Source organism: Robertmurraya beringensis, from assembly GCF_042433785.1.
Lineage (GTDB): Bacteria > Bacillota > Bacilli > Bacillales > Cytobacillaceae > Robertmurraya_A > Robertmurraya_A beringensis.
In genome coordinates this window covers 1-11,888 of record NZ_JBHLUU010000107.1, presented here as the reverse complement: position 1 = coordinate 11,888, position 11,888 = coordinate 1, and the positions used below count along the sequence as shown (strand labels likewise).

The window sequence follows — 11,888 nt, the reverse complement described above, 5'->3', positions numbered from 1 at the left end:
CCAGTATTACTACCCTCCTTATCCTTACGGGTATGGAGGATACTAATAGAATAGCCTTTTTCAGACAAAGGCCTTTCCACTTCATCAGGTGTATAAGTAGAGTGTGCATGTCTCACAAAATATAAGGTTGTCATCAAGGCTCCCCCTCTATCCAATTATACAAAAATGTAAAAATATACCAAAATAAGTATATCGTAGATTTAAGGGGATGGCATTTAATGGAGTAATTTTTATCTACAAATAAAAAGTCCACTTAGCTAGCTATAGCTAAATGGACTAAAGTGGATCTTAATTTCTCGGAAAACCGAATTCATACTGTTTCGGTAATGCTACTTCTTTCTTTAATACCGTTGCTGCTTCAATGGCCCAGTAAGGATTTCTTAGCATTCCTCTTCCCACCGCAACAAGGTCGGCGTCTTCATTTCCAATTACGGAGTTAGCAAGTGCTGGTTCTTCTAAGCGGCCCACGGCAATCACAGGGACATTCAGTTCTTCTTTGATGGCTCTAGCTAATGGTACTTGATACGCAACATGTGTGCCAGGTTTGCCGGCAGCAGCAATGGGTCCTTCTCCACCCGCACTTACGTGGAACATATCTACGCCCGCTTGCTGGAATACTCTTGAGAACTCGATGCTTTCGTTAATACCATATCCACCTTCCACATACTCCCTAGCAGAGATTCGCATGATTAGCGGCATATCTTCAGGCATTTCGCTTTTTGCAGCTTCTATGACTTCACGGCCAAATTTGGTGAGCTCTTGACCATATTCATCGGTTCTTTTATTCGTGAATGGAGAGGTGAATTGATGGATCAAATATCCATGTGCCCCGTGAATTTCAATCACGTCAACCCCCGCCTGTACAGCACGGCGAACGGCTAGACGGAATTTTTCAACCATTTCTTTTACTTCCACGGTGGAAAGTTCTCTTGGTGTTTTTGAATTCCCATCAAACGGAATAGCAGATGGTGCAACGGGTTCAGCTGCATCCTGCGCTTTACGTCCAGCATGCGCAATTTGAATGCCTACCTTTGCACCGTACTGATGACAAGCTTCCACAATGCGAGCAAGTGCAGGGATTTGTTCGTCGGACCATAACCCTAAATCGTAATCACTAATGCGGCCGTCTGGCTCTACGTCTGTCATTTCAATAATGATTAGGCTGGCACCACCAATGGCGCGGCTTACATAATGCACATAGTGCCAATCGGTAGCAATACCATCCTTATTCGTAACGGAATATTGGCACATAGGTGGCATAACAACACGGTTTTTTAATGATAGTCCTTTGATTTCATAAGGGGTGAATAAATGATTCATTGATAAACTCCTTTTTGGTGCAGGGCACGTTTTTTATTAAAGATGTTTAGATAGTACATCTACTAGATTTTCCTTAGGCTGGAATCCTATAACCTTTTCGACCACTTCCCCGTCTTTAAATACAAGCAGGGTTGGAATACTCATGACTCCAAATTCAGCTGTTGTGACTTGGTTATCGTCTACATTTAGTTTAGCAATTTTTACTTGGTCTCCCATTTCTTCGTTGATTTCTTCTAAAACAGGCGCGATCATTTTACATGGTCCACACCAAGGTGCCCAGAAGTCAACAAGGACTAACCCGTTGCTTATTTCATTTTTAAACGTATCATCATTAATCTTCACAATGCTCATGTTTATCCCTCTTTCTTTAGATGTTCTGTCTTTTTTCTATGCGATTGATCGCTGATTTATTAATCATTTGTGCTTCAAGTATGGTTGGCTTCGTTAACAAGGAGGTAAGTTCCATAAACCATTCTTTGTCCTTGATTAAAAGGGCAATATCAATTAGTGCAAGGATTGAATCCTTGGAATAGGTTGCGGATGTTTCTAAGCGTCTCATTTTAATAGGATTCGCTGAGATCACCTTTCCCTCCATCTCTTCATTGTCGCTCTTGATGACTCTGACTTTCATGTTCTGTGAGAATGGTTCATCGCTATGAATATAACCATGAAACAACTCCCCATAGTTTGTTTTCCCTCTTACCCAATCTCCCACTTGGAAAGGTTTCATCACGTTGCACCACCTTAACTGTAATGTTTTATTTTACATTTTAACTAGCGATTAATGCTGGTGAAATCCTGTGGATGGATTCGTAATCATAAATTCTTCCTTTGGTAGAAAGAAATATTGAATCCATACGCCATCTAAAAAGCTTTCACGACGATCTAACAAAATCTCAATATCTTTATCTGTTTTTACAATTTCATCATGCTCGGTTGGAGTGTCCAGCTTAAGATCAAAGTGAGCGTGATTCACATGGTTTTCTGTCACGAATACACGAACCATTTTTCCTTGTGCCTCTTCACCTTCCAACATTTTCTTTAATACCTTTGCTGCATTACGATTGATTTTTACTTTCATGGGTCGGTCTCCTTCTTTATCTGTAATGATTTTTATTACATTTATTCGAAAAAGAAACGTGCTAATAGGTTTCTTTTTGTTTCACCAATTCAACGACTTCTTTTATCGTGTATTCTTTCAAATATTCACCCAAATGTGCTTCCGCCCCCATAAAGATGGAGAACAGAACACTCTTCATATTCGCTCCAACAATGCACTGACCGTTAGACTCTGTACATTTTGGCTGGAGAGCACCTTCAGAAGTGATTTGATAAATATTCCAAAGATTGACCTGATCCAAGTCCAAGGCAAAAATAAATCCGCCACCTGTACCTTCTTTGGATATGATAAAACCATTCTTCTTTAACAAGCTAAGCACTTTACGAATTCGAACGGGATGTACTCCTGCACTCTCCGCGATATATTCACTGGTTGACATTCGGTCCGGCTGCAACGCCAGAAGAGTTAAACTGTGAATCGCAAGGGTGAAATCACTATTCATGGGTTGCCTCCTACGAATTGTTTTTAAATCTTACTGTAATAATATTCATTACAGTAAAACATGTCAAGTGCAAAAGCCTATTTCCACAAAATATTTAATGCCTATCTACTTTTTAACTCCTCAAAATACCTCCCTGAAACAAGATAATAACCAATTAGAAAAATGAAGAAATGGATAGGAAATGAATACAGATGGTTCCAGTTTTTACCATATTATTGATTTATATTTTCCAAAGGTATTGGTAATTATCCTATAGTCAACTGATTCTAGAGCAGCTGGTTAAATGCCTTTCCACTATCTCCATTTCGTTTTTGGAATTTGTTATAAGATTCCATTTTAATTCATTTATTTTTTTGTAAAATTAGTCTATAATAAGGTTAGATATTCCAAATAATAAAAATAAGCGCAGTGCTCGGAACACTACGCTTACCTTGACAACGCATAATCGCAGAATGATGCGATTGGCATGAACATTAGTGTTTACTAAGTAAGAGCCCACCTGTCCGCCAAGATCAGGGTGGGTTTTACTTTTTTATTTTATCAATCAAAAGTACGATTAGAGTTACCAGCGCGATCATAAACATTGCGGTATTCAAATCTACGATACTTATCACCTCCCATACGGAAGGCTCAATCGCCCCACCCTGCCTTATGCAATTGTCTACTCTATTATACCACATCGAAAAGGATCATTTTTCCTTTGTAGGTAAATTTTAGTTTAAAACTACATTTCTTGTTGTACTTCTTCCAATAAATGCAATAACATAAAATAGTTGGTAGTATAGATAGACGATCTTAATTAGGAGGGTACAGACTCATGTTTAATAAAAAACAATATTCTACCAAAGAGGCGAAAAATCTGTCTCTGCTATACTTTCTTACCGGAGGATTTTTACTTGTTGGAAATGGAATGGTCTTTCTGTTTAAGGGTGGGAGTGTAGCCCTCTACCTTTCTTCTCTAACCGGGGTATTGTTTGCTTTAACAGGAAACATTCACAGAGTAAGAGCAAAAAGAGAATCCTTTCATAAATAAAGATTGAAACTCTCACATTAAATGAAAAAAGCCTAAATCAGCATACGATTTAGGCTAGCTTATCTGTTACTTATGAGCAATGGCTTCCATTTTCCGATTTCTTTTCATCAAAGCATTCACGGCACTAAATAATGCACGGATGGATGAAGTCATAATATCTGTATCAATTCCACAGCCCCAATGGACGGTGCCGTTTTGATCTTTTATCCCAATATAAGAGACAGCATTTGATTTAGAACCCATTTCCTGTGCGTGCTGTTTGTACTCTAGATCAGCAAACTCTATACCGAACTTGGTTTGTAGTGCATTGCTCACTGCATCCAATCGGCCATTACCTACACCTGGAATCTCCAATTGACTTCCTTCGTATTTTACCGAAACAATCGTATCATAGTTTTCATTTTTAGCCGATTTCGACTGGATGAACTGAATTGGATCAGCAATATTCACATAGCCATTGATAAAGATGTCGTAAATTTCAATAGGCATAAGCTCTTTGTTTTCATGATCAGACACATTTTTGACGGCATACCCAAAGTGTTCACGCATTTTTGGTGGAAGATCAAAACCGTATTGCTGTTCAAGAAGATAACCAATACCACCTTTACCCGATTGGCTATTAATTCGAATAATATCGCCCTCGTATTCTCTACCAATGTCCTTTGGATCGATCACTAAGTAAGGAACATTCCACGCAACATTTTCTTTTTCCTCACGCCATTTGAAGCCCTTTGTGATGGCATCTTGATGGGAACCAGAGAACGCTGTAAATACTAGTTTCCCAGCGTATGGATGTCTTTCATGAACCTTCATCTTAGTTAAACGCTCGTACGTTTCCATGATTTCGATGACATTTTCGAAGTGTAGCTTTGGATCCACCCCGTGAGAGTATAGATTCAGAGCTAGTGTCACGATATCGACATTCCCTGTTCGTTCACCGTTTCCGAACAATGTTCCTTCAATTCGTTGTCCTCCCGCTAACACGGCTAATTCGGCATCAGCAATTCCGCTGCCACGGTCGTTATGCGGGTGAATCGATAGAATGACGTTGTCTCGGTAGCTTAAGTGATCACTTATATACTCAATCTGACTCGCATACACATGTGGCATCGAGTGAGAGACTGTTGCTGGTAGATTGATAATTACCTGGTTTTCAGCTGTTGGCTGCCAGACATCAAGGACTCGATTACATATATCTAGCGCGAACTCCATTTCCGTTCCAGTAAAGCTCTCAGGCGAATATTGGAAAACAAACTCCCCTTCTGTTTCCGCCGCATACTTCTGAAGTAGCTTCGCACCTGTTACGGCAATATCTACGATTTCTTCTTTTGATTTTCTAAACACCTGTTCCCTTTGAGCAACAGACGTTGAATTATATAAGTGGACAACAGCTTTTTTTACTCCTTGAAGCGATTCGAACGTTTTCTTGATGATATGATCTCTGGATTGTGTTAACACTTGGATCGTCACATCGTCTGGGATTAAGTTTTGTTCAATCAATGTACGTAAAAATGTATATTCCGTTTCAGAAGCAGCCGGGAAGCCAACTTCAATTTCTTTGAACCCAATTTTCACGAGCAATTGGAAGTACTCTAGCTTTTCTTCAAGTGTTAACGGAACAACCAACGCTTGGTTTCCATCCCTTAAATCCACACTACACCATAAAGGTGCTTCGGTAATGTATTCCTTCTCCATCCACTTCATGCTTTTGACAGGAGGGATAAAATAACTTCTAGAGTACTTCTCAAATTTTTCCATTGTCACAACGACCTTTCATCAGAAAATATAAAAAGCCCATCATCTCATAAGAGACGACAGGCTTTGCCTACGTGGTACCACTCTTCTTGGTTTGTTTATCATGCAACAAACCCACTTTATGACTTGATTACGGTTGTCATCCGTTAAGGCCTACTACCACTTCAGCCTTACCACTTCTGGGCGAGTTGGGGGATTTATTGACTGTCTTTCACCAACCGACAGCTCTCTAAACAATAAATGAACCTTAATATTCCCATTCACTGTGTTTCAACTTTTTTAAATTTTCTTAATTCTATTATGAGACAGGAGATAAGTCAACCAATTTTCCGAAAAATTTCATTTGTGCAAAAAAAGATTATTAATAAAGCCATTATTCTCTTATAAACCATACTTTTGAAATGAGGTTGTTATTCACCTCGTAAATGGCCATTAAGCTTACCGTCTCACCTGTTAAGCCATTGGTGGCAAACTCCCAATCAATTACTTTGTTTCCGACGATCGACCGATTTTTGATTTCTGCGTGCATGTTCTTTTTGAAGGTTTCTGTATACCGTTCGATCAGGGCTTCCTTACCGCTCAGTGTGACCGTGTTGTCTGGAAAAGTATAGACAATGATATCATCAGCGTATGTACTTGCAAAGCCTTCAATGTCTCCGGCGTTGTAGAATTGTATTTGTTGTTGAACGATGTTTTCTATGGACAATGAGTTCACCTCTTTTATAATTAAAAACTTATTTTAACATAGTATTACTTGTCACTTATTTTACCATCCCCCGAGCATGTACCTTCCAAACATCTATCACTCGACCATTCTCGTGTACCACATATTCATCAAACTGGTTAACCACTGTACATGCATGGTTTGGAATGATTTGCACTTTATCATTTAGCTTTAATGTCGTTTCCTGTGATAAAACTGCTACTCCATGTTCTTCCGACAAGCGTTCGATGACGATTTCCGGATGTCCGATTACATGTCCAAAGCCAGTAACGGTCTGATTCCCATGTGCTCCTTTGTCTAAACAAAGTGTTTTGCTTCCTGTATCAAAAATAACTCTGTCCTTGTAGACTCCCACAACTGAAGCAAGAAGTGTAAGTGCACAACGGTCAATCGATGTCACATCCAACCCAGCCTGAATAGCATCGAAAAATACTGCATTTCCTGGACGGATTTCGGTCACCCCTGCTACTTTTCCAGCCCTTTTATAGGTTGGTGTTGAACCAACACTGCGAACAGGAATTCGGATCCCCTCTTTTTCGCACTCTTTGGCACTTTCCACCACGCTTCGTCCTTCGTAATGTCCAATCCTTTCAATCTCATCCATTGTTTTTGCAGCATACGAATGCCCTGCATGTGTAAAAATACCGCCAAGCTTTAACTTGGAATGAGTCATGATCTCCTTCGCTAAGATGACCGCTTCCTTCCCTGGTTCCACTCCGCAGCGGTTTAATCCAGAATTTACTTTAATCCATACCTCAAGTGTAAAGGGAGTATGTTCTAACTCTCTTTGCAAATACGATAAAGCTTCTATGTGATCAACAGCAATCTTTATATGTACTCCTTGATCAAGAAGTTTCACTAATCGTTTAATTTTATCAGGACTAGAAATAGGATAAGCGATTAAGATATCTTTGATTCCACCAGCAGCCATCACTTCAGCTTCACCAATTTTTGCCGTTGTAATGCCAACGGCACCTGCTTCCATCTGTAGCTGGGCAATTTTTATGGACTTATGTGTTTTAATATGTGGACGGTAAGCGATTGCTTGCTCTTTTGCAAAGGATGATATTTCGTTTATATTTGTTAATAGCTTTTGATAGTCAAGAAGCAATGAAGGTGTGTCTAACTTGTACATAAATGCTCTCCTTTATGTCGTATTTACCTTCATTATACAAAAAGAAACTCCTCTTGAATGGATGCAAGAAGAGTTCAATAGATTATTTTTTATCCTTATCTCCATATAGTTCCTCAGAAAACTCCGTTGCAAAATTCGATTGCAGCGTACCTCTTACTCTCTCGTCGCTACCTTGTAGACCACCTCTTCGACTCATGGCGAAATACGTTAAGGAGAAGAACACCACTATACTTATACCAGTCACTAAGCCCGCGGTTTGCCCAGGAATTAACGGCATACTGAGTAGCACAATGATTAAGCTAATCAACGCATTCCACGATGTATAAGGAAATCCAGGCATCTGACAAATACCTCCTGGAGGACAGCCATTTCTTTTCCGATATCGAATATGGCTGGCCATGATTACGGCATAAGTGAAGATTAAAGCAAATCCACCTGATGTGATTAATACCAGGTACGCTCTTGGAAACATAAGTCCGAATAATAAGCCGCCGAGCATCGCAAAGCCAGAAAATAATATTCCCCGATAAGGAACGTCAGTATTGTCTTTTAATCTTTGTGGTGCATGACCTTCAATCACCAAGGACCGAATCATTCTACCTAATCCAAATACAGCTGACAGCATGGCTGAGAGGATAGCTGAAATTAACACTAGGTTCAATGCGGTCCCAGCCCAATCAATTCCCCATCGAGTGAGTGATGCGACCATTGGACTGACATTTTCACTTAAAACCGCTGTCGGGATAAGTGGCAGTAACACAAGCACGTATAACAGATACAGCCCAACCAAACAAGCACGGTATTACGAATCGCTTTCGGAATGGTGTCGGTGGGATTGTCGGCCTCGGTTGCAGCGAGGGCAATAATCTCAAATCCAGCGTATGTAAAAATGACGAGTAACATACTTCCTGCAATACCGCTGATACCTCCTGGCATGAAGGGCTGTCTCGTGACTTCACCTAACCCAATCGCAGAAGCACCAGGGAACACTCCGAAAATTAACCCTAATGCGGTAAGGATAAAGAAGATAATCGCAAACACCTTAATTGCGGATAACCCACTGGTAAGCTTCCCAATCTTGTCTACTCCTAATAAATTGATCAGGGTAATTCCTACTATGATTGATCCACCAAGCCAAGCGATTGACACGTTTGGATACCAATTGCTAATAAGCATGGAAATCGCTGTCGCTTCACTGGACATCGAGAGTATCGTACCCGTCCAGTATAGCCAGCCAACGACAAAGCCTGTCCCCTGACCAAGTTCTCGGGCTGCAAAACGTACTAAATGATCCAATTGTTGGACTTCCTACCGTCATCTCTGACAACGCATAAAGGATAAAATAAACAAGTGCTCCCCCTAATATAAACGATATCAAAATCGCAGGTCCTGCCGCATTAATGGCAACCGAGGATCCGAGGAAAAAGGAACCCCCAATGACACTTCCTAGCGCCATCATCGTCAGCTGCCAAGCAGACAACCCTCTTCGTTCTTTCTTCATTCACTTTTCACCCATTTTCTTCATGATGTCTCCGTTATTATTTGCGCAAATGGGGAAAGAATACTTTTTTCAAAAAGTTGTTAAATATAAACAAAAAGCTGACCTCACCTTCAGTCAGCTTTCTCCGATTTTTGCATTTCCAGTTCGTCTCTCATTCGCTCTTCCTCTTCATCCACACTGATTCGAGCGATTTGTTCAATGAGTTGGTGGTGGACTTGATCCATGTCTTCTTGGCACTGAAACGCGTCTTTTTTAGTCAAGTTGGTTACACTCCTCTTATGACATACGGGTTACGAATATTATCTAATAAGTGGTATGATTTTATTCCCAACTGTTGATCCGAGGTTCGGCATACCTTGTTTGAAAATCATCACATGAGAAACACTTTTTTCAGCTAATTCCTCTCCAATAATGACAATCCTGCATTGGGAAAAGAATATAGGGTTGTTTTTAATGTAAAATTAATAGATTTATGCCTTATTATAAGAATATGTTTTTCATTTCATCTATAAGCTAGTAATATTTTCTAACAAGGAACTTGGCTACTTCATTTTCCTCAACAGTTGGATCGATTACGAGGTATAATGAATTAGACTTTTGGATAGAAACGGAGTGTTTATATGCGAATTTTAGGAGCTGTTGTAGGGTTTTTTACAGTGGATTTTCTTTTTCATATTATAGATGCGTTAGCATTCGGGTTGAAGGCCGATACAGGACCAGAGCGAATTGGCGCGGTTGGGTTTGGGATCCTTATCCTTCTTTTACTCATGACCTTGTTTTATCGACTATTTTCAAAATCCTTTTTCCATGGTTTTATCGTTGCCACCGGTCTTTTCTTAAGCTTTGATATTGTGGTGTTTCATTGGATTTTTCAACTTCACCGAATAACGAGTGGTCCCGAGGCGAATTGGTTGGAGCCTTTGTTTGTGATTGGGGGAACGGTTTTACTGTTAGAAGGGATTAGAAAAGAAAGAGCTGTAAGGATCAAAGATGAACATGGGTTGAATATGTAACAAAGGTTATAAAAGGACAGGAGTTATTTCCTGTCCTTTATAAAATCTTGTCATATTCCCTATTTATCTTCCCTTAATAAATACTCATTGTTATCCTGATCGTAAAAAGTGAACATGGTACCAAACGGCATTCTTAACATTTCTCCTACTTTCACACCATTTTGGTTCATTTTCTCATATGCGGATTCAATATCAGTTGTGCTGAATAGAACGGATGGATGTGCCACTTTAGAAGGTTGTTGCTGTTCCATAGCTGATTTCGAATAAAGAATTAAAGTGGTAAATTCATCATCACTCGGACCTACCTCTATCCATTTCATATTGGGCCCCATTGGTTGTTCCAGTTTTAAAACAAAACCAAGTTTATTTAACCAGAAGTCTTTTGCTTGTTCTTGGTCTTCTACATATACAGAAATTTTGCCAATTTTATTGATGATCATGTATATCTCCTTCTTATCCGTTGTTTTACCTATTTCTCAACTAAAAACAATAAAAGACAGAAGAATGCCCTGGTCTCTCACATGCCGGTTACTTGGCATTCACGTCTGGTTGATGAATCCCGAAGATGTTTCCTTCTGTATCCAGGTAATACCCCTGCCATGCCATGCCAGGAAGTGCGTGTTTGGGTAAGGCTACCGTACCACCATTCTCTAGAATTTTCGCTTCAATCGAATCGTAATCTTCTACTCCCATGGTACAAGCATAGCCATTCATCGCTTGGTTTGGTTCTGGAGGCGGACCTTGACGTTGCATTAAGGCTCCGTTAATTCCTGGTTCACTTTCCGTGCCGGTCACAGCCCCAAAATAGGGCATGCCTGCATACTCACTCCAGTCTTGAAAGGTCCAGCCAAATACTTCTCCATAAAAATTGGTTGCTCGCTCCATGTTATCAACGTGAATTTCGAAATGAATGGGTCTGCCCATAATTTCCTCCTATTTTCGATGAAGTTTTTTGTCGAATCTATTATGTATTCTAGTGTAAATAAGGATACTCCTTCATTATTGTGACAAATAGACTAATTTATTCTTTTCTATGACTGCTCTAAAAAGTTTTTTAACCTGTCCAAATCCTTCTCACAGGCTTTCTTAAAAGTCCCCGCTATCAATTTCCCGAAAAATCTGGTTAATCCTGTGAGTCCATTAATCTCTCCATTTAGTGTCACCTCTGTATGATTTTCAGTGGCAGATAATAATGTGTAAGTAAACACAAATTCTCCTTTACCCGTTGTCCCTTTTGTTCCATCACAACGCAACACGATTTTTTGAGGTTCGATAAGTTCGACCACCTCAAAATATTCAGTTGCCTCTTTTCCAAACATCTTTCTTGTTTCTTTCCACTGACTTCCCACGCGAATGGGACCTTCATCCAGTCGTTCAATTCCCACTAACCCTTGCATCCAGAGCTTAGCCGAATCCAGATCGAGTAACCCATTATAAGCAATTGATTGGGTTACCCGAATCGTCCTTTTTACTTCAAAACGAATACTCAAGTGAATCTCCTCCTTTCAAATCAAATGCGTATACCTATACATTCAACATATCAATGTCAAGTCCTTCATAGGTAAGGTTTTTATTCCTACTATCGGTGTAAAATTGTATATTAAGAACTACTCCATTATACTAAAAATAGGAAATGTATAAATCTAACAAATACTATATTAAAAGGAGATCAGAAGGATGAAACTTGGCGCTTTTTCTATTAGTTTAAATGTAAAAGATATCACTAGTGTTGCGTTAATTTAATTTGACTATTGGAAATACTTAAAATGTTCAATTTTATTATTTTGTGCAAAGAAAAAGTCCTTTATAATGGATAAGTCAGGTGGTAACCCGTCCAAATCCACT

Annotated in this window: 15 protein-coding genes, 2 pseudogenes and 1 other annotated feature; of the genes and pseudogenes, 2 read left to right on the top strand and 15 right to left on the bottom strand. The window is 39.6% G+C overall.

Features of this window, described 5'->3' with window-relative positions; translation table 11 throughout:
• Positions 1-17 precede the first annotated feature (17 nt).
• The 6 genes and pseudogenes from ACFFHF_RS15295 to ACFFHF_RS15270 form a co-directional block, all read right to left on the bottom strand.
• Positions 18-134 (bottom strand): annotated as a pseudogene (locus ACFFHF_RS15295) (histidine phosphatase family protein); the annotation flags it as partial.
• 154 nt (positions 135-288) lie between these two features.
• On the bottom strand, positions 289-1,320 hold the full coding sequence (locus tag ACFFHF_RS15290) for an NADH:flavin oxidoreductase/NADH oxidase (protein WP_377058520.1): 1,032 nt from the start codon (positions 1,318-1,320) through the stop codon (positions 289-291).
• 36 nt (positions 1,321-1,356) lie between these two features.
• On the bottom strand, positions 1,357-1,671 hold the full coding sequence (trxA, locus tag ACFFHF_RS15285) for a thioredoxin (protein WP_377058519.1): 315 nt from the start codon (positions 1,669-1,671) through the stop codon (positions 1,357-1,359).
• A gap of 16 nt (positions 1,672-1,687) precedes the next feature.
• Entirely contained in the window at positions 1,688-2,050 is a 363-nt protein-coding gene (locus tag ACFFHF_RS15280; protein WP_377058551.1) for an IDEAL domain-containing protein, read from the bottom strand.
• Between the two features lie 51 nt (positions 2,051-2,101).
• A complete protein-coding gene (locus ACFFHF_RS15275; protein WP_377058518.1) occupies positions 2,102-2,401 on the bottom strand; it encodes an iron-sulfur cluster assembly accessory protein in 300 nt (99 codons plus the stop codon).
• 61 nt (positions 2,402-2,462) lie between these two features.
• The gene (locus ACFFHF_RS15270; protein WP_160546148.1) at positions 2,463-2,882 is read right to left on the bottom strand and encodes an RrF2 family transcriptional regulator; all 420 of its coding nucleotides are present in this window, start codon (positions 2,880-2,882) and stop codon (positions 2,463-2,465) included.
• 817 nt (positions 2,883-3,699) lie between these two features.
• Between ACFFHF_RS15270 and ACFFHF_RS15265 the strand changes: the two genes are divergently transcribed.
• Positions 3,700-3,915 carry a hypothetical protein gene (locus ACFFHF_RS15265; protein WP_160546149.1) on the top strand — a complete coding sequence of 72 codons (216 nt, stop codon included), beginning with the start codon at positions 3,700-3,702 and terminating at the stop codon, positions 3,913-3,915.
• A gap of 66 nt (positions 3,916-3,981) precedes the next feature.
• Here ACFFHF_RS15265 and ACFFHF_RS15260 read toward each other — a convergent pair whose 3' ends face one another.
• The 6 genes and pseudogenes from ACFFHF_RS15260 to ACFFHF_RS15235 form a co-directional block, all read right to left on the bottom strand.
• Positions 3,982-5,673 (bottom strand): 2-isopropylmalate synthase, encoded by a 1,692-nt coding sequence (locus ACFFHF_RS15260; protein ID WP_377058517.1) that lies wholly within the window; start codon positions 5,671-5,673, stop codon positions 3,982-3,984.
• 46 nt (positions 5,674-5,719) lie between these two features.
• Positions 5,720-5,943, bottom strand: a binding site (T-box leader).
• Between the two features lie 100 nt (positions 5,944-6,043).
• A complete protein-coding gene (locus tag ACFFHF_RS15255) occupies positions 6,044-6,376 on the bottom strand; it encodes a nuclear transport factor 2 family protein (RefSeq protein ID WP_377058516.1) in 333 nt (110 codons plus the stop codon).
• 55 nt (positions 6,377-6,431) lie between these two features.
• The gene (locus ACFFHF_RS15250; protein ID WP_377058515.1) at positions 6,432-7,529 is read right to left on the bottom strand and encodes a D-TA family PLP-dependent enzyme; all 1,098 of its coding nucleotides are present in this window, start codon (positions 7,527-7,529) and stop codon (positions 6,432-6,434) included.
• Positions 7,530-7,611: 82 nt separating this feature from the next.
• Positions 7,612-8,825, bottom strand: a pseudogene (locus tag ACFFHF_RS15245) (amino acid permease).
• The gene (locus ACFFHF_RS15240; protein ID WP_377058514.1) at positions 8,722-9,030 is read right to left on the bottom strand and encodes a hypothetical protein; all 309 of its coding nucleotides are present in this window, start codon (positions 9,028-9,030) and stop codon (positions 8,722-8,724) included. The pseudogene ACFFHF_RS15245 and the gene ACFFHF_RS15240 overlap by 104 nt, the downstream one beginning before the upstream one ends.
• Positions 9,031-9,140: 110 nt before the next feature.
• A complete protein-coding gene (locus tag ACFFHF_RS15235) occupies positions 9,141-9,290 on the bottom strand; it encodes a hypothetical protein (protein ID WP_377058513.1) in 150 nt (49 codons plus the stop codon).
• A gap of 360 nt (positions 9,291-9,650) precedes the next feature.
• On the opposite strand from ACFFHF_RS15235, the gene ACFFHF_RS15230 reads away from it, so the two are divergent.
• Positions 9,651-10,043, top strand: coding sequence for a DUF2243 domain-containing protein (locus ACFFHF_RS15230; protein ID WP_160548050.1), 393 nt, complete (start codon positions 9,651-9,653; stop codon positions 10,041-10,043).
• A 59-nt stretch (positions 10,044-10,102) separates the two neighbouring features.
• Here ACFFHF_RS15230 and ACFFHF_RS15225 read toward each other — a convergent pair whose 3' ends face one another.
• The 3 genes from ACFFHF_RS15225 to ACFFHF_RS15215 all read right to left on the bottom strand — a co-directional run bounded on the left by ACFFHF_RS15225 (position 10,103) and on the right by ACFFHF_RS15215 (position 11,533).
• Positions 10,103-10,483 (bottom strand): VOC family protein, encoded by a 381-nt coding sequence (locus ACFFHF_RS15225; RefSeq protein ID WP_160548051.1) that lies wholly within the window; start codon positions 10,481-10,483, stop codon positions 10,103-10,105.
• A gap of 88 nt (positions 10,484-10,571) precedes the next feature.
• Positions 10,572-10,967: a VOC family protein gene (locus ACFFHF_RS15220; protein WP_377058512.1), complete on the bottom strand. Its 396-nt coding sequence runs from the start codon at positions 10,965-10,967 to the stop codon at positions 10,572-10,574.
• A gap of 107 nt (positions 10,968-11,074) precedes the next feature.
• Entirely contained in the window at positions 11,075-11,533 is a 459-nt protein-coding gene (locus ACFFHF_RS15215) for an SRPBCC family protein (RefSeq protein ID WP_377058511.1), read from the bottom strand.
• Positions 11,534-11,888 lie beyond the last annotated feature (355 nt).

Bases quoted from the DNA above. Each gene is read 5' to 3' on its own strand.
- ACFFHF_RS15290 (WP_377058520.1), bottom strand. From the start codon at position 1,320: ATGAATCATTTATTCACCCCTTATGAAATCAAAGGACTATCATTAAAA.
- trxA (WP_377058519.1), bottom strand. From the start codon at position 1,671: ATGAGCATTGTGAAGATTAATGATGATACGTTTAAAAATGAAATAAGC.
- ACFFHF_RS15280 (WP_377058551.1), bottom strand. From the start codon at position 2,050: ATGAAACCTTTCCAAGTGGGAGATTGGGTAAGAGGGAAAACAAACTAT.
- ACFFHF_RS15275 (WP_377058518.1), bottom strand. From the start codon at position 2,401: ATGAAAGTAAAAATCAATCGTAATGCAGCAAAGGTATTAAAGAAAATG.
- ACFFHF_RS15270 (WP_160546148.1), bottom strand. From the start codon at position 2,882: ATGAATAGTGATTTCACCCTTGCGATTCACAGTTTAACTCTTCTGGCG.
- ACFFHF_RS15265 (WP_160546149.1), top strand. From the start codon at position 3,700: ATGTTTAATAAAAAACAATATTCTACCAAAGAGGCGAAAAATCTGTCT.
- ACFFHF_RS15260 (WP_377058517.1), bottom strand. From the start codon at position 5,673: ATGGAAAAATTTGAGAAGTACTCTAGAAGTTATTTTATCCCTCCTGTC.
- ACFFHF_RS15250 (WP_377058515.1), bottom strand. From the start codon at position 7,529: ATGTACAAGTTAGACACACCTTCATTGCTTCTTGACTATCAAAAGCTA.
- ACFFHF_RS15240 (WP_377058514.1), bottom strand. From the start codon at position 9,030: ATGAAGAAAGAACGAAGAGGGTTGTCTGCTTGGCAGCTGACGATGATG.
- ACFFHF_RS15230 (WP_160548050.1), top strand. From the start codon at position 9,651: ATGCGAATTTTAGGAGCTGTTGTAGGGTTTTTTACAGTGGATTTTCTT.
- ACFFHF_RS15225 (WP_160548051.1), bottom strand. From the start codon at position 10,483: ATGATCATCAATAAAATTGGCAAAATTTCTGTATATGTAGAAGACCAA.
- ACFFHF_RS15220 (WP_377058512.1), bottom strand. From the start codon at position 10,967: ATGGGCAGACCCATTCATTTCGAAATTCACGTTGATAACATGGAGCGA.